Origin of the sequence: Streptacidiphilus albus JL83, assembly GCF_000744705.1 — a bacterium.
Taxonomy (GTDB): domain Bacteria; phylum Actinomycetota; class Actinomycetes; order Streptomycetales; family Streptomycetaceae; genus Streptacidiphilus; species Streptacidiphilus albus.
Genome location: NZ_JQML01000001.1, coordinates 5,097,249 through 5,120,617 on the forward strand (window position 1 = coordinate 5,097,249; position 23,369 = coordinate 5,120,617).

A 23,369-nucleotide genomic window follows, 5' to 3' on the forward strand; every position below is an offset into this window, starting at 1 on the left:
CGCCGCGGTGGCGGGCCTCCGTCCCCCAGGCGCGCCAGCAAGCACTATCCCACACTGTTTTTGCATACGCGGCGACCTGCCTAGTAACGTGGATACCAGTTGGCCGCAACCCTGCGGGTTGTGGCATCATCCATGCAGAGGTTGTGATCGCCGGTCGGCGAACGCAGTTCTCAGCAGGGAGGCTTCGCCTAGTCCGGTCTATGGCGCCGCACTGCTAATGCGGTTTGGGTCTTACCACCCATCCGGGGTTCAAATCCCCGAGCCTCCGCGTGATCAGGGTCCCTCGCTTCGGCGAGGGGCCCTGTCGTGTTTTCCGGGGCGGACGGGTTGGCTTCGGGGCGGCTCGAAACCGAGGGGCCGGGTCGGCCGTCGGACTTCCTCAAGGCCCTCGGGCCGGTCGGCGGGTCCGCACAGGAGACGTTGCTGCGGCAGGAGTTGGAGTGCCTGGCGCATCCCCGCTGCGGGCGGCGGCCGCCGAGCTGACCCGGCAGGCCGGGCGGCTGCGGGCCTGATTCACGTGAAACCCTGCGTTCGGGCGCTGCGGTGGACCGTCAGGTTCCGGTGGCCGGTGGATTCCCTCGGGTACGGCGTCCGCGTACTGTCCGGGCGCTGTCACGGTCCTGCAACATGATCTTGTAGCCGCTGCTCCGCAGCTCCCTCGCCGATGCGTCTCTGACCTGCTGTCAGGCGGTTTTCGGGGGCGGGTGCGGTCGGAATCGGGTCCGGTTGGCCGGTTGGCGGACACAACGGTTCCTGGTGTTCCATCGAGAGACGTCTTCGCCCGGATCCCCTCCGGCGTGGCAGGGGCGCGGCGGGACGTGGCAAGGAGCAGTGCATTGAACTCGATGAAGTCGTGGGTCTCAGGGGCCAGGACCGCAGGGTCGGCCGGGGTGCTGGCGCTGGTACTGGCGGGAGCGGCGGCCTGCTCGGGCTCCGGGGCCTCGGGCGGCCATGGAACGGCCGGGAGCGGCTCCTCCGCCGACGGGGCGCCCGCCGTCATCACCGTCACCCTGGCGAAGGACACGGCCGGGGACGTCGTTCCCGACCAGCCGGTCAGGATCGCGGTCAAGGGCGGGACGCTCGGCTCGGTCACCGTCGACGACTCCAAGGGCGACCCGGTGCCGGGCGCGCTGAACGCCGCCGCCGGGACCTGGACGCCCAGTGCGCCCTTCGCGGTCGGGGTGGCCTACACGCTCCGGGCCAGTGCCTCCCCGTCCGGGGGCGGCGGGAAGCCCAGCACCGACCAGGTCCCCTTCACGGTGGAGACGCCCAGCAGCGCCACCAGCATGCTGCTGGACTCGATCACGCCGGCGAAGGGCGCCGTGGTCGGTGTCGCCATGCCGGTCTCGGTGGTCTTCTCCAACCCGGTCGCCGACTCCGCGCGGGCGGCGGTGCAGAGCCGACTCAAGGTCACCACCAGCATCCCGGTCACCGGTGCCTGGCACTGGTTCAGCAGCACCCGGGTCGACTGGCGGCCGGAGAACTTCTGGAAGCCCGGCACCTCGGTGACGGTCGACGCCGACCTGGACGGGGTGAGCAACGGCAACGGCCGCATCGGGATCCACGACTACGTGCACACCTTCACCGTCGGCAGCGACGTCGAGACGGTGGTGGACGCGACCACCCACACCATGACCGTGTCCGAGAGCGGCAAGACCATCCGCACGCTCACCGTGGACACCGGCGGGCCCGGCTTCCAGACCTGGGGCGGCACCTTCGCGGTGATCGACAAGGAGGCCGAGGTCGAGATGACCTCCTGCAGCGTCGGCATCCAGTGCACCAAGGGCGCGCCGAACTACTACGACATCAAGCTGCCCTCGGACGTCCACCTGACCTTCTCCGGCACCTACGTCCACTTCTCGACCGGCGACACCGACCCGGGCGACAGCACCTCGCACGGCTGCGTCCACCTCTCGAAGGCCGACGCGCTGTGGTTCTTCAACACGGTCAAGGAGGGCGACCCGGTGACGATCAACGGCGTGCCCAAGAACGCGGCCCCGGACAACGGCTACGCCGACTTCAACCTGAGCTGGGCCCAGTGGACGGCGGGCAGCGCCTCCTGACCGCCCGGCGTGGTCCCCGGCGGCGCCGCGCCGGGGACCGCGCCCCTGCTCAGAGGGCACGGAAACTCGATTTCACCCGGAGCTGGTGCTCGTGTAATGTAGTTCTCGCAAGGCAGCGGGGCGAGTGCAAAACGTCCGGAAGCCGAGCAGAGCGCTCATAGCTCAACGGATAGAGCACTTGACTACGGATCAAGAGGTTGCAGGTTCGAATCCTGCTGAGCGCACAGCAAGTCGAAGGCCCCCACGGAAACGTGGGGGCCTTCGCCGTTCAGGCGCCGACCAGTTCGTCGACGGTCACCAGCCGGTAGCCGTCGTCCAGCAGCCCGCCGATCAGCACCGGCAGCGCGGCGACGGTCTGGCTCCGGTCGCCGCCGCCGTCGTGCATCAGCACGATCGAGCCGTCACGGGCCTGTTGCCGGGCGTTGGCCACGATCTGCTCCGCCCCGGGGGCGGCCCAGTCCTGGGTGTCGGTGTCCCACAGCACGGTGGTCATCCCGTGCTCGGCCGTCCAGCGCAGGGTGTCCGGCGTGCGGGAGCCGTAGGGCGTGCGGAGGTGGCCGGGCCTGACCCCGGTCACCGCTTCGAGCGCGGCGTTGGTCGCGTCGAGCTGGAACAGCAGGTCGTCCCGGGACAGGTCGGGCAGGAACGGGTGCGACCAGGTGTGGTTGCCGATGCCGTGGCCCTCGGCGGCGATCCTGGCGACCGTGCCGGGGGATGCGGCGGCGTGCAGCCCGACGCAGAAGAAGGTGCCGGGTACGCCGTGGTCCCGCAGGATGTCGAGGACCCGGTCGGTGTAGGGGGCGGTCGGGCCGTCGTCGAAGGTGAGCGCGATCCGCCGGCCGTGCCCTGCGCCGCCCCCGTCGCCGCGCAGCAGGTACCGCCCCTGCCCGGCCAGGTCGGCCGCCGTCTCCGCGCTGCGCTCCGCGTGCGCCGCCAGCTCGGCGACGCGGCCGCTCAGCGTGCCCGCGTCGTCGTCGGTCGCGACCAGCCGTCCGGGACGGGCCAGCGCGCACGCCGCCAGCTCGGCGGCGGTGACCGATGCGTCGGACGGCCGGGCCGGGAGGTCCCAGGGGTCGGCCCGCAGCACGGTCAGTCCGAACACCCGCAGCGGGCCGTCCAGCAGCCCGTTGGTGCTGTCCACGACCACGGTCGCGCCGGGGCCGCAGACGGTGCGCACATGCGCCGCGATCCGGGCGACCTCATCGGCCCCGAACCGCGCGCCCGGCCCGGCCGTCCCGTCGCTGCGGACACAGGCCACCGTGTAGCCGGCCCGGTCCCAGGCGATTCCAGCTGACCACATTTCAGCTCCCGTCTCGTTCGTCCACCGGACGAATGATCACAGCCCCGCCGAAAGCTGTCACCCGCCGCCGGCGGAGGCGGCCGGGCGGGGAGGGCCCGCTCCGGTGCGCTAGAGTTGTCGACTGGAAGCGCACGAATCCGGCGAAAGCAGCCGGTATGCAGCGGACCGAGCGCGCTCATAGCTCAACGGATAGAGCACTTGACTACGGATCAAGAGGTTGCAGGTTCGAATCCTGCTGAGCGCACAGCAGGTCGAAGGCCCCCACGAAACCGTGGGGGCCTTCGTCGTCCGCACGGGCGAAACAGGAGGGGCGGCGCCCGGCCCGGATCGGGCAGGCTGGCCGGATGAACATCGCCGAACCGTTTCCGCAGAGCCTGCAGGAGCTGCAGGACCGCTCCCCGATGGAACGCGCGCTGCGGCAGGTGGCCTCCGTCTCGTCCGGGCCGCCGCTCGATCCCGCGCTGCGGGTGACCCTGAACTTCCACCCGGACCGGGCGGCCGCCGACGGCCGCCCGATCCTGCGGGCGATGGCGGAGGACGGCGGCTACCGCTCCCAGTTCGTGACCGGTACCAGCAACGGCGGACTGACCGCCTTTCCCGGCGGGGACCGCTGGCGCTGGGAGGCCCGGATCTTCGGCGGGGCCTACGACGGGGCGCCGGCCTCCGCGCGTCCGGTCTACGGCGCGCTGGACTTCCGGGGCGGGGCGCTCGGGGCCGCGCCGCGCTTCGGCTCGGCCTTCTTCCGGCTGGCGGCGCCCACCCTAGCCAGGACCACCTTCTGCTACCCGGACAGCGTCCAGGAGCCGGCGCACTTCGGGGTCGCCGCCGCGATGCCGCTGATCGCGGTGGCCGAGGCCGACCGGCAGGACGCGCTGGACGACTACATCGAGGCGCAGGTGCACGGCCCGGTGCTACTGGGGCGCGACGTCGAGGCCCTGGTCCTCGACCCCTGCTACCGGGGGACGGCGGTCGAGGACGCGGCGCGGGCGCTGCCGTGCCGGCTGGAGTGGCACCCGGGGGTGGTCCTCACCGTCGACGAACTGCGTCGGCACCCGGGCTACCGGGGGCAGGAGTTCGTCGACCTGGGTGCGGAGATCGCCGTCGACGGGCGGCTCGACCCCGCCCTCATCGGGGCCGCCGCAGCCACCGGACGCCATGACGCACAGGCGTTGAAGCGGGTCTGGCACTACCTGGCCAGGTACGGCGTGCCCGGCAAGTAGTGTGGTGTACATTTAGTTGCTAGACGCAAGCAACAATGTAAGCAGTACGTGACGGAGAGTAACCATGGGCGGCACGGCGACGGCAGCCGAGGCGGCCAACGCACTGGGCGACGAGATCGCTCGCTTCGTGCGATTGGTGACCGCGTGGAAGCAACGGGCCAAGGACGACCCGGCCGGCGGTGACCGGCTGCTGCTCAGCCGGCTCGCCCGCTGCGGCCCCCGGCGCGCGACCGACCTGGCCGCCGACACCTACCTCGACCTCTCCACGGTGAGCCGGCAGATCCGCTCCCTGGTCGACCGGGGCCTGGTGGAGCGCAGCCCCGACCCCGAGGACCGGCGCGGCACCCTGCTGTCCGCGACCGCCGACGGGATCGCCGCCTTCGAGCACTACCGTGCGCAGCGCACCGACCAGTTGGCGGCCATCCTCGACGTCTGGCCGGATCAGGACCGCCATGAGCTGGTCCGCCTCTTCACCCGCCTCAACGACGACCTCGCAGAGAACCACGCCCAGCTCTTCGGCGGCACCGGGCAGCACCAAGGAGACAAGTAAGTGAGCAGCAGTCCGTCCGCGGCCACCGCCGGTAAACAGATACCCGAGTCCGGGGGCGGGCTGAGCCACCGCCAGATCCTGACCATTCTCAGCGGTCTGATGATGGGCATGTTCCTGGCGTCGCTGGACCAGACGATCGTCAGCACCGCGATCCGCACCATCGCCGACGACCTGCACGGGCTGAGCGAGCAGGCGTGGACCACCACCGCCTATCTGATCACCTCCACCATCGCCACGCCGCTCTACGGCAAGCTCTCCGACCTCTACGGCCGCAAGCCCTTCTTCCTCGCCGCGATCAGCATCTTCATCGTCGGCTCGATGGCCTGCACGTTCTCCACCTCGATGATCGAGCTGGCCGGGTTCCGCGCCTTCCAGGGCATCGGCGCCGGTGGTCTGATGTCGCTGGCGCTGGCGATCATCGGCGACATCGTCCCGCCGCGCGAGCGTGCCCGCTACCAGGGCTACATCCTGGCGGTCTTCGCCACCTCCAGCGTGCTGGGCCCGCTGGTCGGCGGCTTCCTGGCGGGACAGTCGACGATCCTCGGGATCGCCGGCTGGCGCTGGGTGTTCCTGGTCAACGTCCCGATCGGGATCGCGGCGCTGGTCGTCGTCGCCAAGGTGCTGAACGTCCCGCACAAGCGCCGCGAGCACCGGATCGACTGGCTCGGCGCGGTCCTGATCGCCGTCGGCGTGGTCCCGCTGCTGCTCGTCGCCGAGCAGGGGCAGGGCTGGGGCTGGAGCTCGACCCGTTCGCTGGCCTGCTTCGCGGTCGGCATCGTCGGCGTGATCGCCTGGATCCTGGTCGAGCGCCGGATGGGCGACGACGCGCTGATCCCGATGCGGCTCTTCGGCAGCAAGGTCTTCAGTCAGACCAGCATGCTGTCGGTCCTGGTCGGCGCGGGCATGTTCGGCGGGATGCTGATGATCCCGCAGTACCTGCAGATCGTGAAGGGCGCCAGCCCGACCGAGTCCGGTCTGATGATGCTGCCGCTGATGCTCGGCATGATGACCGCGTCCATCGCCACCGGCCAGCTGATCGCCCGCACCGGGCACTACAAGATCTTCCCGGTGATCGGCACGGCGTTGATGACCGTGGCGATGGTGCTGTTCCAGCAGCTGGTGCAGTGGAACACCCCGCTGCCCGAGACCATGGCCTTCATGCTGCTGCTCGGCGTCGGCCTCGGCTTCACCATGCAGACGCTGACGCTCGCGGTGCAGAACGCGGTCCGGCCGCAGGACATGGGCGTGGCCACGGCCTCCGCCACCTTCTTCCGGCAGCTGGGCGCGACCGCGGGCACCGCGGTCTTCCTCTCGGTGCTGTTCAGCAGCGTCGGCGGGAAGATCCAGACCGCTTTCACCGGAGCCGCGAAGACCGCCCAGTTCCAGGCGGCGCTGCACGACCCGGCGGTGGTCGCCGACCCGAACAACGCTCCGGTGATCGAGATGCTCAAGCACCCGGCGGCGGCCCGGAGCGGCGCCTCCTCCGTGCTCAGCGACTCCTCGTTCATCCAGAAGCTGACCGAGGTCTTCGCCGACCCGTTCAAGCAGGGCTTCGCCGACTCGATGCACACGGTGTTCCTGCTCGGCGGCATCGTCACCGCCGTCGCCTTCGTGCTGGTGCTCTTCATCAAGGAGGTGCCGCTGCGCAAGGTGTCCGCCATGCAGGCCCGGGCACAGGACGCCGCCGCGGCCGACAGGCAGCAGCTGAAGGACGAGCTGGCGGCCGAGTGGGTCCCGGAGGAGCCGGCCCTCTGACGACCGCTCGGACACGTGACCGGCCCCGCCCCCGAAAGGGGCGGGGCCGGTGGCGCTGGTGGTGCTCCAACTGGGAGGGTGTTGCCGCGCCGGTCCGGGCGCATGAACAGTCTGGAGAGCACATCGTGAAGGGCTTCCGCGGCTTCCTGCTGCGCGGCAACGTCGTCGACCTCGCGGTCGGTATCGTCATCGGCGCGGCGTTCACCGCCATCGTCACCGGCTTCGTCGCCGCCTTCCTCACCCCGATCATCGGTCTGATCAGCGGTACCAAGGGTGAGTTCGGCTCGGCGGTCTTCACCGTCGACGGGGTGAAGTTCCCCTACGGCACCTTCGTCCAGGCCGTGATCAGCTTCGTGCTGGTCGCCGCGTTCATCTACTTCTGCGTGGTGCTGCCGGTGAACAAGCTGACGGAGCGCTTCACCCCGAAGAAGGAGCCCGCGGTCACCACCAAGGACTGCCCCGAGTGCCTGAGCGCGGTGCCGCTCGCGGCCACCCGCTGCGCCTTCTGCACGGTGCAGCTCGCGCCGCCGCAGGGCCTGCCGCTGCAGAAGCCGGTCCACCACTGATCTCGGGTCAGCCGACCACCAGCGCCGGGCGGGCCGGGTCGTCGGCCCGGACGACCAGGTCGGCCGCCTCGGCCGGGCGCGCCTCCTGCTCGTAGCGGGCGAAGGCCGGCAGCGTCCACTGCTGGTCGGCGGGGGTGCGCCGGGCCAGCGCGGCCGGGCCGAGCCGCAGATGGACGGTCAGGTCCAGTGGGAACCAGCGGCCCAGCAGCAGCGGCCCGTCGAGTACCAGGACGCCGCCGGGCGGCAGCTCCACCGGCACGGCCCGCTTGGCCCGGTCCGCGCTCGCGTCGCGCAGCGCCGGCAGTACCCGGCCGCTGCCGCCCGGCTCCAGCGGGTCGAAGACCTCGCGGAACAGGGCGTTGGCGTCCAGCCAGCCGTCGTAGTAGGCGTCGGCGTCCCGGTGGCCGTACTCCAGCCGCAGCGAGGCGGGCCGGAGGAAGTCGCCGGCGTCGATCCGCAGCGCCGGGCGGCCGAGCAGCCGCAGCCGCTCGGCCACGGCATCGGCCAGTACGGCGGTGCGGGCGGCCGGGGCCCCGTCCACGGCGATGCGGAGCCGCCCGCCCTCGGGCAGCGGCAGCCCGGCGACGCGCTCGCCGACGGTGTCGGCGAGCGCGTCCGGGGTCAGCGGTCGGACCTGCACGTCACTCCAGTGCGCCCGGTGTGGACGGGTGATCAGGCCGAGGCGTCGTTCAGCAGCGCCAGCTCGTCCGCGGTCAGTTCCAGCTCGGCCACCGCGACCAGGGCCGGCAGCTGCTCCACGTTCCGGGCGCTGGCGATCGGCGCGGCGACGGTGGGCTGTGCGGCGAGCCAGGCCAGGGCCACGGTGGCGACCTCCGCCCGGTGTGCGGCGGCGACGGTGTCCAGGGCCGTGAGCACCTTCTTGCCGCGCTCCGAGGCCAGGTGCTTGGCGGCGCCGCCGGCGCGGACGCTGTCCACGGCCGGGCCGCCCTCCCGGTACTTGCCGGTGAGGAAGCCGGCCGCCAGCCCGTAGTAGGGGACCGCCGAGAGCCCGAACTTCGCGGCGACCTCCGCGAGTTCGCCCTCGTAGCGGTCGCGGGCGACCAGGTTGTACTCGGGCTGGAGGGCCACGTACGCGGCCAGGCCCTCGGCCCGGGCGAACTCCAGCGAGGCGGTCAGCCGGGCGGGGGAGATGTTGGAGGCGGCGACCTGCCGCACCTTGCCGGCCCGGACCAGGCCGTCCAGCGCCGTGACGATCTCCTCGACCGGGGTGCTCTCGTCGTCGAAGTGGGTGTAGAGCAGGTCGATGCTGTCGGTGCCGAGACGGCGCAGCGACTGCTCGGTGGCGGCGGTGATGTTGGCGGCCCGCAGCCCCTTGTACTCGGGGTGGGCGCCGACCTTGGTGGCGATGACGACCTGGTCGCGGTTGCCGCGCGCGGCCACCCACCGGCCCAGGATGGTCTCGGACTCGCCGCCCTTGTTGCCCGGGGCCCAGGCCGAGTAGGCGTCGGCGGTGTCGACGAAGTTGCCGCCGGCCGCAGCGTAGGCGTCGAGCACGGCGAAGGAGGTGGATTCGTCGGCCGTCCAGCCGAAGACGTTGCCGCCCAGGGCCAGCGGGAAGACCTGCAGGTCGCTGGAGCCGAGCGGGGTGCGGTGAGAGGTCGTCATGTGTCGGCACAACACCGGGGGTCGACCGGGTATTTCCGGCCGGGGCTCGGAGGCGGGCCGAGGGGGGTCTCCCCTGATCTTCCGATGTTCAGTACAGTGAATTGCATTCACGAACATGAACACTGTCGTGAGTGCCGTCGCTCTGCCGTCACCCAAGTCGAGGAGCCCCATGGATCTGCACGCTGCCCTGGTCCCGCCGCTCTCCTTCCCGCTCACCCCGTTCACCGACGACGACCGCCTCGACGGCGAGGTCTTCGCCGCCCATGTCGACCAGCAGATCGCGGCCGGCACCACCGCCGTCTTCGTCGCCTGCGGGACCGGCGAGTTCACCGCCCTCGGCCGCGAGGAGTACCGCCAGGTCGTCGCCATCGCGGTGAAGACCTCGGCCGGACGGGTCCCGGTCCTCGCCGGAGCGGGCGGCGGCCCCGCCATCGCCCGGGAGCACCTCGCCGACGCCACCGCGGCCGGCGCCGACGGCATCCTGCTGCTGCCGCCCTACCTGGTCGGCTCCACCCCCGAGGGGGTGCTCGACCACATCCGCTACGTCGTCCGCGACAGCGCGCTGCCGGTGATCGTCTACCAGCGCGCCAACGCCCGGCTCAGCCCCGCCACCGCGCTGGCCCTGCTCGACCTGGAGCCGGTGATCGGCCTCAAGGACGGCATCGGCGACATCGAGCAGATGCAGCGCATCGTCGCCACCGTCCGTACCAGCGACCATCCCCGGGCGGGCGGGTTCCACTTCCTCAACGGCCTGCCCACCGCCGAGCTCTCCGCCCGCGCCTACCGGGCCATCGGCGTCGGCAGCTACTCCTCGGCGGTGCACGCCTTCGCCCCCGACCTCGCCCACGCCTTCGCCCGCGCCCTCGACAACGGCGACGACGCCCTGGTGGACGCGCTGCTGGCGGCCTTCCTGCTGCCGCTGGCCGACCTCCGCGACCAGGTCCCCGGCTACGCCGTCGCGCTGATCAAGGCCGCCGCCCGGCTCGAAGGGATTCCGGTCGGCCCGGTCCGTCCGCCGCTGGTCGAGCCCCGGCCCGAACACGTCGCGGAGCTGGCCCGGATCGTCGCGGCCGGCCGGGCGGTCCTGGCCGAGCGGGCGGCCAGGGGATGAGGATCCGCCGGATCACCGTCACGCCCGTCGCCTTCCACGATCCCGCGCTGCTCAACGCCGTCGGCGTGCACGAGCCCTACGCGCTGCGCAGCGTCGTCCAACTGCACTGCGAGGGACCGGAGGGCGCCGTCGTCGGGCTCGGGGAGTCCTACGGGGACGACGCCTTCCTGGAACTGCTCCGCACCTCGGCCGAGGCCGTCATCGGCCTGGACGTGTTCCACCTCGGCCGGATCGAGCAGGCCGTCGCGGCCGCGCTCGGCGGCGGCGCCTTCGCCGACCGGCACGGACTCACCGGCGCCGGGTCCACCAGCAAGACCCTGCTGTCGGTCTTCGCCGCCTTCGAGGTCGCCTGCCTGGACGCCCAGGGCCGGACCGTCGGCCGTTCCGTCGCCGACCTGCTCGGCGGCCCGGTCAGGGACAGCGTGCCCTTCTCCGCCTACCTCTTCTACAAGTGGGCCGGGCACCCCGGGGCGGGGTGCCCGACCGGCGTCGAAGAGGGCGGGGACGAGTGGGGCGAGGCGCTGGACGCCGACGCCGTCGTCCGTCAGGCCCGGCGCATGATCGACCGCTACGGCTTCGGCGCGGTCAAGCTCAAGGGCGGGGTCCTCCCCCCGGAGGAGGAGGTGGAGGCGGTGCTCGCACTGCGGGCCGCCTTCCCCCGGCTGCCGCTCCGGCTCGACCCCAACGCCGCCTGGACCGTCCCGACCGCGCTGCAGGTGGCCGAACGGCTCGACGGGGTGCTGGAGTACCTGGAGGACCCGGTGGCCGGCATCGACGCCATGGCCGAGGTCGCCCGCAGCGCGCCGATGCCGCTCGCCACCAACATGTGCGTGGTCGCCCCCGAGCACCTCGCCCCGGCCCTGCGGGCGCGGGCGATCGGGGTGCTGCTCTCCGACCACCACTACTGGGGCGGCCTCCGGCACACCCGCGAACTCGCGGGACTGTGCGCGGACTTCGGCGTCGGGATGTCCATGCACTCCAACAGCCATCTCGGGATCAGCCTGGCCGCCATGGTCCAGGTCGCCGCGGCGACCCCGCAGCTCGACTACGCCTGCGACACCCACTGGCCCTGGAAGCGCGCGGACGAGGATGTCGTCCGGCCCGGTGCGCTGCGCTTCGTCGACGGTGCGGTGCCGCTGCCGTCGGGGCCCGGCCTCGGCGTCGAGCTGGACCCGGACGGCCTGGCCCGGCTGCACGAGCTCTACCTGCGCTGCGGGCTGCGCCGCCGCGACGACACCGGCTACCGGCAGCGGGTGGAGCCCGGCTTCCGCCCCCGGCAGCCCGGCTGGTGAGCACGGAGACGGACCGTCCGGGCAACCGGTCCGGCCACTCTGGTACAGGACTGCGACACGTCGAAGTGACTACTGTTCGTCCGGATTGGCTAGAGTCCTCTGCCATGGCCGACTACCAGAACACCCCCGTCGAGGATCCGTCCGCGAGCACCCAGATGTTCCGTGCCTTCGTCGACGATCCCCAGCCCCAGCCCGCCACCGCCGTCAGCGGCGGCAGCCGCACCGGAATGATCACTCTTGGCGTGATCGTCGCGCTCGTGGTCGTGATCGGCGTCGTCTACCTCGCGATCAAGTAGTCGCGGGGGCGGACGTACCGCGCCCTTCCCGTCCCCCGTTCACCACGGCTCCCGTCCGTTCACCACGGCCCCGCAGCCGACCGTCGCCCCCGGCGGTCCGCTGCGGGGCCGTGGTGCGCCCCGGCCGCGACGCCCGGCGGCCGGTACGCGACCTCGGGCACCGGTACCGGCCCCGGCGCTGTTCGCGGGCCTGCCTAGACTGGCCGGGCACTGCCCACACGCTAGCTCGGACCGGTTCGAGCAGGGGAGAGAGGCCGACGTGAGCGAGCCGCAGACGATCCACCCGCAGGCACCCGTCCCGGCCCGCAGCCTGGGCCTGAACACCGCCGCCAACGCCCGTGACCTCGGCGGCTACCGCACCGCCGAGGGGCGGACCGTGCGCAGCGGGGTCGCCCTCAGGGCCGAGGCACTGGTCCGGCTCGACGACGCCGACCTGGAGACGCTGACCGCGATCGGCGTCCGCCAGGTCGTCGACCTGCGCGGCCTCAACGAGGTCCAGGAGAACGGCAGCGACCGGCTGCCGGGGCTGGACCCGGTCGACATCGCCACGGTGGAGCTGACCGACGGCGTCGCCGTGGTCGAGGGCGACGCGATCCGGCTGCTGCACCTGCCGGTGTACTCGCCCGACCACGACATCTACGTCGAGCTGCGGGAGGTCCTCGGCAGCCAGGACGCGGCGGCGCAGCGCGCGCTGCTCGGCGACGGCGGGGGCGAGCGGATCATGACGGAGATGTACCGCTGGTTCGTGACCGACCCGGTGATCCGTACGCGCTTCGCGGAGACGGTTCGGCTGCTGGCCGACCAGGCGGGCACGCCGGTGCTGTTCCACTGCACGGCCGGCAAGGACCGGACCGGCTGGGTGGCGGCGATCGTGCTGACGGCGCTCGGAGTGGACCGGGACACGGTCTACGCGGACTACCTGCTCACCAACGAGCGCTCGGCGGCGGTGGTGGAGCGGATCATGGAGTCCTTCACCCGGCACAAGGTACTGGAGGACCCCTCGCTGATCCTCCCGGTGCTCCGGGCCGACGCGGCCTACCTGGACGCCGCCTTCGCGGCCGTGGCGGAGGGGTGGACGGACTTCGAGAGCTTCCTCACCGACGGGCTCGACCTGGATGCGGCCGAGCTGGCCGCGCTCCGAGCCAACCTGCTGACGGACTGACTCCGGCGCTCTACTGACCCCGGCGCTCACTGACCCCGGCGCTCTGCTGACCCGGGCGTTCTGCTGACTCCGGCGTTCTGCTGACTCCGGTGCTTCGCGCGCGGGGCGGTGGCTCGGGCCGCCCCGCTCGGCGAATTCCTGTGCTTCCACGACCGTGCGATCAGGCCTCCGAGATCAGGCCCTCGCGGAGCGTGGCCAGGGTGCGGGTGAGCAGCCGGGAGACGTGCATCTGCGAGATGCCGATCTCGTCGCCGATCTGCGACTGGGTCATGTTGCCGAAGAAGCGCAGCATGATGATCCGCCGCTCCCGGGCGGGCAGCCGGGCCAGCAGCGGCTTCAGCGACTCCCGGTACTCCACGCCCTCCATGGCGGCGTCCTCGTAGCCGAGGCGCTCGGCCAGCGGTCCGTCGCCGTCCTCGTCGGTCGGGGCGGTGTCCAGCGAGCTGGCGGTGTAGGCGTTGCCGACGGCGAGGCCCTCCACCACGTCCTCCTCGCTGACGCCCAGGCAGGCGGCCAACTCGGCGACGGTGGGCGAGCGGTCCAGCTTCTGCGAGAGCTCGTCGCCGGCCCGGGTGAGCGAGAGCCGCAGCTCCTGCAGCCGCCGGGGGACGCGGACGGACCAGCTGGTGTCGCGGAAGAAGCGCTTGATCTCGCCGATGATGGTGGGCATGGCGAAGGTCGGGAACTCGACGCCGCGCTCGTTGTCGAAGCGGTCGATGGCCTTGATCAGACCGATGGTGCCGACCTGGATGATGTCCTCCATCGGCTCGTTGCGGCTGCGGAACCGGGCCGCGGCGTAGCGCACGAGCGGGAGGTTGAGTTCGATCAGGGTGTCGCGGACGTAGGTGTAGTCGCGGCACTCGGGCGTCAGCGTGGCGAAGCGCTGGAACAGCGAGCGGGAGAGGGTGCGGGTGTCGAGCCCGTCCCTCTCGACGACCGGGTCGCCGCCGTCGGCCGCCGCGGCGTCCGCCGGGGCGGCCTCCGTCAGCAGCACCGTCGGCGGGATGACGGTGCGTGAGATCACTGACCGGTCCGCGACGGTCGGCACGGCGGCGGCCTTGACTGCGGTTTTGGAGAGGACGACGACCTCCGACAGCACGATGTCGGGCACCGCGTGCTCCGGTCCGACCGCCCGGGGGGCGGGCAGGACCGACGTGGTGGAGTGAACCTCAGGGCTGCCCAGGTTTACGGACACGCTACCCCCTCATGTCTGCACAACTGTCGAAGAGTCGACAAGACGACGACTCGATGTACCTCCACTGGGATACCGGCACAGCATCCCCTGCAAACCCGAACAGGACCAGATGTCACGCGGCGGTAACGTGTCGTCAGGCCTGGTTTGGCTTGGAGTGCGAGGGAAAACGGCTGCTTCTGGGCCGGTCACGGGTGCTGCGGGGGAGGCTAGTGTTCCCAGGAGTTGCTGTTGCGCAACCGCGTGAAGATCCTTGCCAGCAGCCGGGATACGTGCATTTGCGACATTCCGAGCTCGGTGCTGATCTGCGACTGCGTCAGATTGCCGAAGAAGCGCAGCATCACGATCTGCCGCTCCCGCTCGGGCAGCTGGACCAGCAGGTGCCGGACCATGTCCCGATGCTCCACATGGGTGAGGGTCGCGTCCTCGTAGCCGAGGCGGTCGAGCAGGGCGAGCCCGCCGTCGTGCTCCTGTGCCGCCTCCAGCGAGGTGGCGTTGTAGGCCCGTCCGGCGTCCAGGCAGGCCCGGACGTCCTCCTCCGGGATCCGCAGGTTGGCGGCGATCTCCGGAATCTTGGGCATCCGGCCGTGGGCGACCGTCAGGTCCTCCATCGCGGCGCTGACCTGGACCCACAGCTCCTGGAGCCGGCGCGGCACGTGCATGGTGCGGACGTTGTCGCGGAAGTACCGCTTGATCTCGCCGAGGATGGTCGGCAGGGCGTAGGTGGGGAACTGGACGCCGCGGGTCGGGTCGAACCGGTCGATCGCGTTGATCAGCCCGATGGTGCCGACCTGGACCACGTCCTCCATCGGCTCGCTGCGGCCCCGGAAGCGGGCGGCGGCGTAGCGGACCAGCGGCAGGTTGACCTCGATCAGTGCGGCCCTGACCCGCTCGCGCTCGGGGGCCCCGGGCGGCAGCTCGGCCAGCCGTTCGAACAGGACCCGAGTGAGGGTGCGCACATCCACCCGTGACTGGTCCACGGGGACGGCGGCCGCGGGTGCGTCACCCTCGTCCTTCGCGCTCCCCTGTGTCTGCACCGACACGCCGCCCCTCGCGAGCTCCCAAGAGGCGCAACGCGTGCCCCAGTCCACCATCCGGCAAACCGGTCATAGCATCACAAGACACATGCTATCGGGGCAAGCACCGCATACAGGTGTGTTGGTGGGAACTGTTCGGGGGAGTGAACGAAAGCCGCCGTCCGGCGGTGCCGCGGCCGATCCGGCCGCCCGTTCGGCCACCCCCCGGCCCGGTCAGACCTCGATGTCCGCGATCACCCAGGTCGCGAAGGCCTTCCACAGGGAGACGCCGGCCTGGTGCGCGGGGTGGACCAGGTACGCCTGGAGCGCGGCGGCGTCGTCGACGAGGCTGTTGATCGCGAAGTCGTAGGCGATGTCACGGTCGGTGACGTTCCACCCGCACTCCCATTCGCGCAGTTCGATGATCTTCGTGCCCAGCTCGGCGAAGACCTCGGCGCCTTCGACGACTCGCGGGTCGTCCCTGGTGACGCCCTCGTTGAGCTTGAAAAGGACCAGGTGGCGGATCATCGGGCGCTCCTCGGACGGTTGATCGAGATCTCCCGAGACTACTTCACCAGGCTGGTCATGAAGGTGCCCACCGACTTGGCCGCGTTCGATATCCCGGTGAAGCCGACCTGGACCAGCGAGGCCGCGCGTACGGGCGAGGTGATGATCGTGTAGAGCACAAAGATGACCAGTAGATACATCGCGATCTTCCTTGCCTGCCCCATGACCCCGTCCGCCTCCCTGGTGCACCCGCCGTGCCACCCCTGCCGCGCTACCCCTGTTGGCCGAAGCCTAGCGCCGAAGGCCGTTCATATGACCGGTCTGCCGGGCATCGGGTGTTCCGGTGCCCCTGCGGTCCCAGGGGTAACGAGCGTGTCAGGACGGTGGGTCATAAGTCCTGCCAAATCGGGTCCAATGCCGGATGCGCGACGCATGTTCGTGTAGCAGAGTTGGTGGTGTACCGAGCGGGTCTGGCAGGAACCTCCCGGTATGAGGATCCGGAACCCCCGCTGTGGGACCGGCGCCGCGACTTCCCCCGACGCGGCCCGGTTGTGGGGTTCCGCCCAGGGGGGCGGCTTGTCCCCCCGCAACCGCCCCCCTGCCAACCTCAGGTCCGCAAGGACCGTGAGCCTCTTCCCCGGGCAGATGGTGGTCAACCCGAGGAAGGGGCCCTTTTGCGTTCCCGGCCGCCCGCCCGGCCGCCCGCCCGGCTGCTAACCGCCCCCGACTTCCGCCCGCCCCGACTGCCGCCGGCCCCGACCGGGGCTCAGGCTGCCGACCCGCTGTCTGGTGACAGCGCCGTCGTCGCCGCCCCGGCGGGCGTCAGCCGCTGCGCGGGGTCGGCCGGGCCGGTGGGCGCGAACCGCACCAGCAACATGGCCGCGTCGTCGTCGAGCGGGCCGGAGGTGTGCGCGGTGAGTGCCCGGCGCAGGCCGTCCAGGCCGTCGTGCAGGTCGTCCGCGTCGAGCAGGTGCGCGTGGTCGGGGACCGGGAAGAACTCGCCGGCCGCGTCCCTGGCCTCGGCCGCGCCGTCGGTGTAGAGCAGCACCCGGTCGCCCGGCCGCAGCACCGCCGTGCAGCGCCCGGGCTCGGAGTCGCCCAGCGAGCCGAGGCCCAGCGGCAGGCCGGGCACGGCAGGCTCGGCGAACTCGGTGGTGCCCTCGGCCCGGCGGATCAGCGGCGCCGGGTGGCCGTAGTTCAGCACGGTGACCTCACCGTCGTCGCGGCACTCGACCAGGACGGCGGTGACGAACTCCTCGCTGTCGCTCCGGCGTCCCAGCGCCCGTTCGAGCCGCGCGCCCACCTGCTCCAGCGTGGCGGCCTCCGGTGCGGCCTCGCGGAACGCGCCCAGGACGGTGGCCGCGCTGCGCACCCCGTCCAGCCCCTTGCCCTGGACGTCCCCGACCACCGCGCGCAGGCCGCCCGGGATCGGCACGGCCTCGTAGAGGTCGCCGCCGATCGTGGCCGTGGCGGCGGCCGAGGTGTAGGAGAAGGCGAGGTCGAGACCGCCGATGCGGGCCGGCACCGGGCGGAGGATGACCTGCTGGGCGACGTCCGCGACCATCCGCACCTCGGCGAGTTCGCGTTCGGCGTTCTGCCGCTCCTGCTCGGACCTGGTGCGCATCGAGGCGGCGTAGGCCGCCGCGGCGGTGACGGCGGCGACCGCCACATAGGCGACCACGCCCCGGGCCTGGAACTCCAGGCCGTTGGCGGTCGCCATCACGAAGCAGACCAGCAGCGCGACGACGCCCGACAGCAGCACCCGGAGCAGGCTGCGGTTGGCCGAGGCCAGGGCGGGGCCGATCGAGCAGAGCGGGAGCAGAACGATGTCGTCGCCGGCCGCCAGGTCGCCCACGACCGCACCCGCGAGTGCGGCGTAGGGCAGAACGGTGGTGACCGTGTCCCGCAGCCTGCCGCGCGAATGCATGTGGTGTCTCCCGTCTCCCTGGGGCCGGCCTGTCTCCGCTCCGTCGCCCGGCGTGGGGCAGACGGGCGTCAAGCCAAGGGTACCTAAACCGGGCAAAAGCCAGTTTTGCCCTTGTCTCGTCCTGACTGGCCCGTCGAGCGTCCGGTGCTGTTCAGCCGAGGAAGTCGACGCGATCGATCAGGCCCTCGCGAACCCGGTAGGCCACCAGGGTGCGGATCGGATCGGCGGCCACGCCGTGGGCCAGTTCGTGGTCGACCACCCAGTCGCCCTCGCCGAGCCGCCCCAGGATCTCGGCCCGGCAGCGGCCCTGGGCGAATTGCCCGGTGTAGTGGTCGCGCAGGGCCTGGCGGCCCTGCAGCAGACTGCCGTCACGCCGCTGGATGAGGACGTCCTCGGCATAGGCGGCGGCGAAGGCGTCGATGTCGTGGCTGTTGTAGGCGGTGAGCTGCTGCTCGACCACCGCGCGCGGATCGGTCATGTGCGTGATCAGTCCTAACCCGGGTGAATCTGACGGATGGTTCAGAGGGCGAGACGGCGGGTGGCGAGTTCGGCGTAGAGCGCGGCGCCGTCGGAGAGCACCGCGTCGTCGAACTCCGCGTAGGGCGAGTGGTTGAGCGGCAGGTTGTCGAGGTCGGCCCCCTTCGGCGCGGCGCCGAGCCACGCGAACGAGCCCGGAACGGCCTCCAGTACCCGGGAGAAGTCCTCCGCCCCGGTCATCGGGTTCGGCATCGGCTGGTAGCGCTCCTCGCCGAAGACCTCCCGGACGGTGTCCGCCAGGAAGTCGGTCTCGGCCCCGTCGGTCACGGTCACCGGGTACCCGGGGAGGTACTCGACCTCGGCCCGTAGGCCGTGGGCGGCGGCGATGGCCCTGGCCAGCTCCACCACGCTGTCGGCGACCTTGGCCCGCGCCTCGGCGGAGAAGGTGCGCACGGTCGCCTCGAACCGGGCGGTCTCGGGGATGATGTTGCGCTGGGTGCCCGCCTGGAGCAGCCCGACGGTGACCACCACCGGATCGAACACGTCGAAGCGGCGGGTCACCATGGTCTGCAGGGCGGTGACCATCTCGCAGGCCGCCGGGACGGGGTCCTTGGCCCGATGCGGCGCCGAGCCGTGGCCGCCGGCGCCGTGGACGGTGACGTTCAGCGCGTCGGAGGCGGCCAGGATCGGCCCGCGCCGGGACCTGAACTCCCCCTGCGGCATGGCCGACGCCACGTGCAGGGCGTAGGCGGCGACCGGGCGTCGGCCCGCCGCGTCCAGCACGCCCTCGGCCAGCATGGCGCCGGCTCCGTCCCAACCCTCCTCGCCGGGCTGGAACATGAGGACCACGTCGCCGTGGAGCTGCTCCCGCCGTGCGGCCAGCAGGTGCGCGGCGCCCGCGAGCATGGCGGTGTGCAGGTCGTGTCCGCAGGCGTGCATGGCGCCGTTGCCGGCGGCGAACGGCAGGGGGGCCTTCTCGGCGATCGGCAGGCCGTCCATGTCGGCGCGCAGCAGCACCGCCGGACCCGGTCGGCCGCCGCGCAGCACGGCGGTGACCGAACTCAGCGCGGAGCCCAGGCTCACCTCCAGCGGCAGTCCGTCGAGGGCCTGCAGCACCCGCTCCTGGGTGCGCGGCAGGGCGAGGCCCAACTCGGGGATCCGGTGGAGGTCGTGGCGGAGCCGGATCAGGTCCGGGGCCAGCCCTAGAGCGTCGTCGTACAGGGACACGGGTACCTCCGTCGAAACCGCCGGTGGCGGGAGTTTGCGCAGAGCGATCTTGTTCCGTGATTCTGGGTGTTACGGCGGGAATCTCCCGCGATTTCGCAGGATCACACCATGAAGAGGCCCTCCGATGAACGAATCCACCGGCGGTCGACGGTGACCGGCGCCGATGTGACCGTGGACGAGCTGGACCTCGCCCTGGTGAACGCGCTGCAGCTGCGGCCCCGGGCACCCTGGTCGCTGCTCGCCCAGACCCTCGGGATCAGCCCGGTCACCGCTGCCCGCCGCTGGCGACGGCTCTCGGAGGCCGGGATCGCCTGGGTGACCGCCTACGGCCTGCCGCACCCCGAGGACCGCGGCTGCGTCGCCTACCTCGACCTCGACTGCGCTCCCGACCGGCTCCGGCAGATCGCCGACGACCTGGCCGAGGACCCGCACGTGATGAGCATCGAGCACCACTCCCAGGGCTGCGACCTCGTCGTCACCGCGGCCTTCACCGACCTGGCGGCGGTCTCCCGGTACACCACCGAGCGGCTCGGCCGGCTCCCCGGGGTCAACGCCGTCCGCGTCCACCTGGCGACCGGCTTCTACGCCGAGGGGATTCGTTGGCGACTGGACTCACTGGACCCCGCCCAGCGCGTGGAGCTGCACGGCGATCACCCGTCGGGCGCCGGGCCACTGTCCGGAGCGCGAGCCGAAGTCCGGGAGGAGGACCGGGAGTTGCTGATCAGACTGGGCGTCGACGGCCGCCTCGACCAGGCCGAGCTGGCCGCCGCCACCGGGCTCAGCCCGTCCACGCTGCGCCGCCGCCTGGACCGGCTGGCCGCCACCGACACGATCCGCTTCCGCTGCGAGATCGCCGCCCGCGATGCCGGCCGACCGGTGATGGCGACCTTCCGGGCCGACCTTCCCCCGGACCGGTTCGAGGAGGTCGGCCCCCAACTCGCCAGGCTCCCCGAGATCCGGCTGTGCGTGTCCGTCACCGGCGCCCACAACCTCATCCTCTCCGTCTGGCAGCGCTCGCTCGCCGACGTACAGCGACTGGAGTCCGCCCTCGCCCGGAGGTTCCCCGACCTGCGGGTGGCCGAGCGCCGCGTGTCACTGCGCACCGTGAAGCGGATGGGCCGGATCCTCGACGCGGACGGACGCGCGCTCCGCGCCGTCCCGATGGACATCTGGCGGGACCCGACCCCGGTCCCCGCGCCGCACCCCGGTCGGGACCGGAACGCGTGAGGCCCCGACCGTCACCGGTCGGGGCCTCACGTCTGTCCTGCTCAGAGCAGTAGCGGTGGGATTCGAACCCACGGTGAAGGTGCCCCACACACACGCTTTCGAGGTCTGCACCTGGGTTCTGCGGGCGGTTCGCCATGATCCACAGCTGTTCGCCTCGGTTCATTACCGCAGGTCAGGCGGGCTCGGCTCGACATCAAGGCCGTAGCCGGACGAGCGCGGACAGCGGCGGATGAGACTGCAGACAGCCAAGACCGACTCGGCTCAGCCGATCACTGCCTCGGGCCGCTGTTCACGACGGCCAGGTGGACCATCGCCACAGGATGTACGCCGCTGAGACGAAGAAGATCACCGCCTCGACGTCCACGGCGCGCATCCACTTCCAGATCCTCCTCAACGGTGCACCATTCCCTGCTGTCTGGCCGACTGTGCCAGCGGGGTCGCGGCACGGATTCCTCGGACGAGGACGCGCCCGCCGGCAAGGGGGGCGAACATGAATGCGACCGGGGCTGCGCCGGTCCGCCGCCGGGCCCGGTCCTGCGCGGACGCGGTGGGCGGCAACCGCGCACGCCTGCCGGGCTCCGGGCGTGGGCGGGGTGGCTAGGACGCGTCCTTCTCGCCGCGCACCAGCCACAGGCCGACTCCGGTGGCGAGGGCGACCACGCCCGACACAGCCCGGCTGATGATCTCGGTGGTTCCGCTGAGGTCGGCGAAGTTGGTGAAGTAGACGGCCGCGCAGAGAGCGATGACGAACAGAATCCAGAGCGTGGCCTTCATGGGGTGGTGCCTCCTGTGTTGAGCTGAAAAGTGATCGGCAGCTTTGGTCTGGGGGCTGCCTCCCTTACGTCATCCACTCTGCCCGTGCGCTCGGGCGCACACATCAGAGCAGTCCCCCCGATCAATGGTGTAGCCCGCTACACCCCGCTCCCCGCGCGGGTCGCCTAGCCTGATCCGTATGCGCGAACCGGTCCGTAGAGCGGGAAGGGCTTCGGTCCAGCTGCTGGTCGGAGCGGGAGTCAGCGTGGCCTGCTACCTGCTGCTCGGCATGCTGATGGTCACCACGGTCCTCTCGCTGACCGTGATCGGCGCCGGTCTGCTGCCCGAGGGCGTACTCACGCTGCGCCGGCTGGCGGGCTTTCAGCGCCGCCGTACCTCCGAATGGACCGGGGAACCGCTGCCGGAGGCGTATCTGCCCCTGGCCGGCTCGCTGACAGCGCGGTTGCGGACAGCAGCCAGTGATCCCGGCACGGCGCGCGACCTGTTGTGGATGGCTGCGGACCTCGTCTACGGCATGGCGCTGATGAGTGCGGCGCTGCTGCTGTGGGTGCCCGCGCTACTGGTCGACGCTGTCTGGTGCGGCGCGGCCAGGAACGATGCGGTGCTGCTGCCGGTGATCGGGCGGCTCGCCGACCTGGAGGCGTCCTGGTCGCACCTGCTGCTGCAGCCCTCCCCGGATGCCGGTACGGCCGACCGGATCGAGCAGCTGACCGTCACCAGGGCGGGAGCGGTGGCCGCCCACGGCGCGGAACTGCGCCGGATCGAGCGGGACCTGCACGACGGGGCGCAGGCGCACCTGGTGGCGCTCTCCATGCGGCTGGGCCTGGCCCGTCGGGCGTACGACTCCGACCCGGCGACCGCGCGACGGCTGCTGGAGGAGGCACAGGACCAGGCCGAGACGGCCCTGACCGAGCTGCGCCATGTCGTGCGCGGCATTCACCCGCCGATCCTGACCGACCGCGGACTGGCCGGGGCCGTCCGTGCGCTGGCGGCGGGCAGCGGGCTGGCCGTCGACGTCGAGACCGGCGGCGTCGAGGACGGGCCGCGCGCACCCGCGGCGGTCGAGGCGGCGGCGTACTTCGCGGTGGCGGAGGCGCTGACCAATGCCGCCAAACACAGCGGCTCCGACCAGGCCCGGGTGGAACTGGTCCGGTCGCCCGGGATGCTCCGCATCTCGGTGCGGGACGAGGGGCGCGGCGGAGCCCTGGCGAGCGGTGACGGCTCGGGGCTGCTCGGATTGCGTCGCCGGGTGGCGGCGCTCGACGGAACCGTGGGCATCACCAGCCCGGTGGGAGGCCCTACTGTGATCACTGTGGAGCTGCCGTGCGCGTGGTGACCACTCAGGCTCAGAGGTAGACCGTCTCCGAGGGGAACCGTCGTGCGGGTAGTGATCGCCGAGGACAACGTCCTGCTGCGGGAGGGGCTGCAACTGCTCCTCTCGTCCTCGGGGCACGAGGTGGTGGGTGTGGCCTCCACCGGTCCGGAGGTACTGCCACTGCTGCTGGAGCACCGTCCGGACGTCGCCGTGCTGGACGTCCGGATGCCGCCCGCCTTCCGCGACGAGGGGCTGCGGGCGGCCCTCGCCGCCCGCGAGCAGCTGCCGGACCTGCCGGTCCTGGTCCTGTCCCAGTACGTCGAGGAGACCTACGCCGCCGAGCTGCTCAGCGGCGGCGCCCGGGGTGTCGGCTATCTGCTGAAGGACCGGGTGGGCCGGGTCGACGAGTTCCTCGACGCATTGGAGCGGGTGGCGGCTGGCGGTACAGCGCTGGACCCGGAGGTGGTGACGGAACTGATGCAGCGCCGCCGCGACCATCCGCTGGACGGCCTCACTCCCAGGGAGCGCGAGGTCCTGGGCCTGATGGCACAGGGCCAGGACAACGCGTCGATCGCGAAGGCACTGGTGATCACGGAGCGCTCGGTGCACAAGCACATCAGCAACGTCTTCGCGAAGCTGGGCCTGCCACCGAGCGACACCGGGCACCGCAGGGTGCTGGCGGTCCTCGCCTTCCTCAACTCCTGAGCCCCTGCATTCCTGAGCCCCTGCATTCCTGAGCCCCTGCATTCCTGAGCCCCTGCATTCC

Annotated in this window: 23 protein-coding genes and 3 tRNA genes; 15 read left to right on the forward strand and 11 right to left on the reverse strand. The window is 71.7% G+C overall.

The features are described 5' to 3' along the window. Positions 1-177 precede the first annotated feature (177 nt). From BS75_RS22185 to BS75_RS22195, 3 genes are all read left to right on the forward strand, one after another. Positions 178-268: transfer RNA gene (locus BS75_RS22185), tRNA-Ser, on the forward strand. 577 nt (positions 269-845) lie between these two features. Continuing rightward, the gene (locus BS75_RS49425; protein WP_081983342.1) at positions 846-2,063 is read left to right on the forward strand and encodes a L,D-transpeptidase; all 1,218 of its coding nucleotides are present in this window, start codon (positions 846-848) and stop codon (positions 2,061-2,063) included. Between the two features lie 151 nt (positions 2,064-2,214). Continuing rightward, positions 2,215-2,287 (forward strand) — tRNA-Arg (locus tag BS75_RS22195). Positions 2,288-2,331: 44 nt separating this feature from the next. Here the strand turns inward: BS75_RS22195 and BS75_RS22200 are convergent. Beyond that, complete coding sequence (locus tag BS75_RS22200) at positions 2,332-3,363, reverse strand: polysaccharide deacetylase family protein (protein WP_034089506.1); 1,032 nt, start codon at positions 3,361-3,363, stop codon at positions 2,332-2,334. A 171-nt stretch (positions 3,364-3,534) separates the two neighbouring features. Between BS75_RS22200 and BS75_RS22205 the strand changes: the two genes are divergently transcribed. From BS75_RS22205 to mscL, 5 genes are all read left to right on the forward strand, one after another. Next, positions 3,535-3,607: transfer RNA gene (locus BS75_RS22205), tRNA-Arg, on the forward strand. A 157-nt stretch (positions 3,608-3,764) separates the two neighbouring features. Next, positions 3,765-4,583, forward strand: a complete 819-nt coding sequence (locus BS75_RS22210; protein WP_034093542.1) for a DUF3626 domain-containing protein — start codon at positions 3,765-3,767, stop codon at positions 4,581-4,583. A gap of 64 nt (positions 4,584-4,647) precedes the next feature. Further along, entirely contained in the window at positions 4,648-5,133 is a 486-nt protein-coding gene (locus BS75_RS22215) for a MarR family winged helix-turn-helix transcriptional regulator (protein WP_034089507.1), read from the forward strand. Then, positions 5,134-6,888 carry an MDR family MFS transporter gene (locus BS75_RS22220; protein WP_152645754.1) on the forward strand — a complete coding sequence of 585 codons (1,755 nt, stop codon included), beginning with the start codon at positions 5,134-5,136 and terminating at the stop codon, positions 6,886-6,888. Positions 6,889-7,010: 122 nt separating this feature from the next. Next, positions 7,011-7,454 (forward strand): large conductance mechanosensitive channel protein MscL, encoded by a 444-nt coding sequence (gene mscL / locus BS75_RS22225; RefSeq protein ID WP_034093544.1) that lies wholly within the window; start codon positions 7,011-7,013, stop codon positions 7,452-7,454. Between the two features lie 7 nt (positions 7,455-7,461). Here the strand turns inward: mscL and BS75_RS22230 are convergent, their stop codons facing one another. Both BS75_RS22230 and BS75_RS22235 read right to left on the reverse strand, forming a co-directional pair. Then, positions 7,462-8,094 carry a nucleoside/nucleotide kinase family protein gene (locus tag BS75_RS22230; RefSeq protein WP_034089508.1) on the reverse strand — a complete coding sequence of 211 codons (633 nt, stop codon included), beginning with the start codon at positions 8,092-8,094 and terminating at the stop codon, positions 7,462-7,464. Between the two features lie 32 nt (positions 8,095-8,126). Continuing rightward, positions 8,127-9,080, reverse strand: coding sequence for an aldo/keto reductase (locus BS75_RS22235; protein WP_034089509.1), 954 nt, complete (start codon positions 9,078-9,080; stop codon positions 8,127-8,129). Between the two features lie 169 nt (positions 9,081-9,249). On the opposite strand from BS75_RS22235, the gene BS75_RS22240 reads away from it, so the two are divergent. From BS75_RS22240 to BS75_RS22255, 4 genes are all read left to right on the forward strand, one after another. Then, on the forward strand, positions 9,250-10,191 hold the full coding sequence (locus BS75_RS22240; RefSeq protein WP_034089510.1) for a 5-dehydro-4-deoxyglucarate dehydratase: 942 nt from the start codon (positions 9,250-9,252) through the stop codon (positions 10,189-10,191). Next, positions 10,188-11,483, forward strand: coding sequence for an enolase C-terminal domain-like protein (locus tag BS75_RS22245; protein ID WP_034089511.1), 1,296 nt, complete (start codon positions 10,188-10,190; stop codon positions 11,481-11,483). Before BS75_RS22240 ends, BS75_RS22245 begins: the two co-directional genes overlap by 4 nt. A gap of 104 nt (positions 11,484-11,587) precedes the next feature. After that, on the forward strand, positions 11,588-11,779 hold the full coding sequence (locus tag BS75_RS22250; RefSeq protein ID WP_034089512.1) for a hypothetical protein: 192 nt from the start codon (positions 11,588-11,590) through the stop codon (positions 11,777-11,779). A 259-nt stretch (positions 11,780-12,038) separates the two neighbouring features. Then, positions 12,039-12,941, forward strand: coding sequence for a tyrosine-protein phosphatase (locus BS75_RS22255; RefSeq protein ID WP_052069610.1), 903 nt, complete (start codon positions 12,039-12,041; stop codon positions 12,939-12,941). A 160-nt stretch (positions 12,942-13,101) separates the two neighbouring features. Here BS75_RS22255 and BS75_RS22260 read toward each other — a convergent pair whose 3' ends face one another. The 7 genes from BS75_RS22260 to BS75_RS22285 form a co-directional block, all read right to left on the reverse strand. Beyond that, positions 13,102-13,965: an RNA polymerase sigma factor SigF gene (locus tag BS75_RS22260; protein ID WP_408022596.1), complete on the reverse strand. Its 864-nt coding sequence runs from the start codon at positions 13,963-13,965 to the stop codon at positions 13,102-13,104. A gap of 377 nt (positions 13,966-14,342) precedes the next feature. Beyond that, a complete protein-coding gene (locus BS75_RS22265) occupies positions 14,343-15,227 on the reverse strand; it encodes an RNA polymerase sigma factor SigF (protein ID WP_081982511.1) in 885 nt (294 codons plus the stop codon). A gap of 156 nt (positions 15,228-15,383) precedes the next feature. Next, the gene (locus BS75_RS22270; protein WP_034089514.1) at positions 15,384-15,677 is read right to left on the reverse strand and encodes a Dabb family protein; all 294 of its coding nucleotides are present in this window, start codon (positions 15,675-15,677) and stop codon (positions 15,384-15,386) included. 38 nt (positions 15,678-15,715) lie between these two features. Further along, positions 15,716-15,856 carry a hypothetical protein gene (locus BS75_RS49430; RefSeq protein WP_169790769.1) on the reverse strand — a complete coding sequence of 47 codons (141 nt, stop codon included), beginning with the start codon at positions 15,854-15,856 and terminating at the stop codon, positions 15,716-15,718. 566 nt (positions 15,857-16,422) lie between these two features. Next, positions 16,423-17,583 (reverse strand): PP2C family protein-serine/threonine phosphatase, encoded by a 1,161-nt coding sequence (locus BS75_RS22275; protein WP_042437461.1) that lies wholly within the window; start codon positions 17,581-17,583, stop codon positions 16,423-16,425. Between the two features lie 151 nt (positions 17,584-17,734). After that, positions 17,735-18,061: a nuclear transport factor 2 family protein gene (locus BS75_RS22280; protein ID WP_042437460.1), complete on the reverse strand. Its 327-nt coding sequence runs from the start codon at positions 18,059-18,061 to the stop codon at positions 17,735-17,737. A 41-nt stretch (positions 18,062-18,102) separates the two neighbouring features. Then, positions 18,103-19,287: a M20 metallopeptidase family protein gene (locus tag BS75_RS22285; protein ID WP_034089515.1), complete on the reverse strand. Its 1,185-nt coding sequence runs from the start codon at positions 19,285-19,287 to the stop codon at positions 18,103-18,105. 108 nt (positions 19,288-19,395) lie between these two features. On the opposite strand from BS75_RS22285, the gene BS75_RS22290 reads away from it, so the two are divergent. Beyond that, positions 19,396-20,514 carry an Lrp/AsnC family transcriptional regulator gene (locus BS75_RS22290; protein ID WP_052440035.1) on the forward strand — a complete coding sequence of 373 codons (1,119 nt, stop codon included), beginning with the start codon at positions 19,396-19,398 and terminating at the stop codon, positions 20,512-20,514. Between the two features lie 597 nt (positions 20,515-21,111). Here the strand turns inward: BS75_RS22290 and BS75_RS48410 are convergent. Then, positions 21,112-21,288: a hypothetical protein gene (locus tag BS75_RS48410; RefSeq protein ID WP_156164277.1), complete on the reverse strand. Its 177-nt coding sequence runs from the start codon at positions 21,286-21,288 to the stop codon at positions 21,112-21,114. A gap of 178 nt (positions 21,289-21,466) precedes the next feature. On the opposite strand from BS75_RS48410, the gene BS75_RS22295 reads away from it, so the two are divergent. Both BS75_RS22295 and BS75_RS22300 read left to right on the forward strand, forming a co-directional pair. Next, positions 21,467-22,624 (forward strand): sensor histidine kinase, encoded by a 1,158-nt coding sequence (locus BS75_RS22295; protein ID WP_034089516.1) that lies wholly within the window; start codon positions 21,467-21,469, stop codon positions 22,622-22,624. Between the two features lie 42 nt (positions 22,625-22,666). Then, entirely contained in the window at positions 22,667-23,308 is a 642-nt protein-coding gene (locus tag BS75_RS22300; RefSeq protein WP_034089517.1) for a response regulator, read from the forward strand. The last annotated feature ends 61 nt before the right edge of the window (positions 23,309-23,369 follow it).

Excerpts from the sequence above, each read along its gene's own strand:
- BS75_RS22215 (WP_034089507.1), top strand. The coding sequence starts at position 4,648 with ATGGGCGGCACGGCGACGGCAGCCGAGGCGGCCAACGCACTGGGCGAC.
- BS75_RS22265 (WP_081982511.1), bottom strand. The coding sequence starts at position 15,227 with ATGGTGGACTGGGGCACGCGTTGCGCCTCTTGGGAGCTCGCGAGGGGC.
- BS75_RS22245 (WP_034089511.1), top strand. The coding sequence starts at position 10,188 with ATGAGGATCCGCCGGATCACCGTCACGCCCGTCGCCTTCCACGATCCC.
- BS75_RS22210 (WP_034093542.1), top strand. The coding sequence starts at position 3,765 with ATGGAACGCGCGCTGCGGCAGGTGGCCTCCGTCTCGTCCGGGCCGCCG.
- BS75_RS22235 (WP_034089509.1), bottom strand. The coding sequence starts at position 9,080 with ATGACGACCTCTCACCGCACCCCGCTCGGCTCCAGCGACCTGCAGGTC.
- BS75_RS22250 (WP_034089512.1), top strand. The coding sequence starts at position 11,588 with ATGGCCGACTACCAGAACACCCCCGTCGAGGATCCGTCCGCGAGCACC.
- BS75_RS22200 (WP_034089506.1), bottom strand. The coding sequence starts at position 3,363 with ATGTGGTCAGCTGGAATCGCCTGGGACCGGGCCGGCTACACGGTGGCC.
- BS75_RS22280 (WP_042437460.1), bottom strand. The coding sequence starts at position 18,061 with ATGACCGATCCGCGCGCGGTGGTCGAGCAGCAGCTCACCGCCTACAAC.
- BS75_RS22240 (WP_034089510.1), top strand. The coding sequence starts at position 9,250 with ATGGATCTGCACGCTGCCCTGGTCCCGCCGCTCTCCTTCCCGCTCACC.
- BS75_RS22270 (WP_034089514.1), bottom strand. The coding sequence starts at position 15,677 with ATGATCCGCCACCTGGTCCTTTTCAAGCTCAACGAGGGCGTCACCAGG.
- BS75_RS22275 (WP_042437461.1), bottom strand. The coding sequence starts at position 17,583 with ATGCATTCGCGCGGCAGGCTGCGGGACACGGTCACCACCGTTCTGCCC.
- BS75_RS22295 (WP_034089516.1), top strand. The coding sequence starts at position 21,467 with ATGCGCGAACCGGTCCGTAGAGCGGGAAGGGCTTCGGTCCAGCTGCTG.
- BS75_RS22290 (WP_052440035.1), top strand. The coding sequence starts at position 19,396 with ATGAAGAGGCCCTCCGATGAACGAATCCACCGGCGGTCGACGGTGACC.
- BS75_RS48410 (WP_156164277.1), bottom strand. The coding sequence starts at position 21,288 with ATGAAGGCCACGCTCTGGATTCTGTTCGTCATCGCTCTCTGCGCGGCC.
- BS75_RS49430 (WP_169790769.1), bottom strand. The coding sequence starts at position 15,856 with ATGTATCTACTGGTCATCTTTGTGCTCTACACGATCATCACCTCGCCC.
- BS75_RS49425 (WP_081983342.1), top strand. The coding sequence starts at position 846 with ATGAAGTCGTGGGTCTCAGGGGCCAGGACCGCAGGGTCGGCCGGGGTG.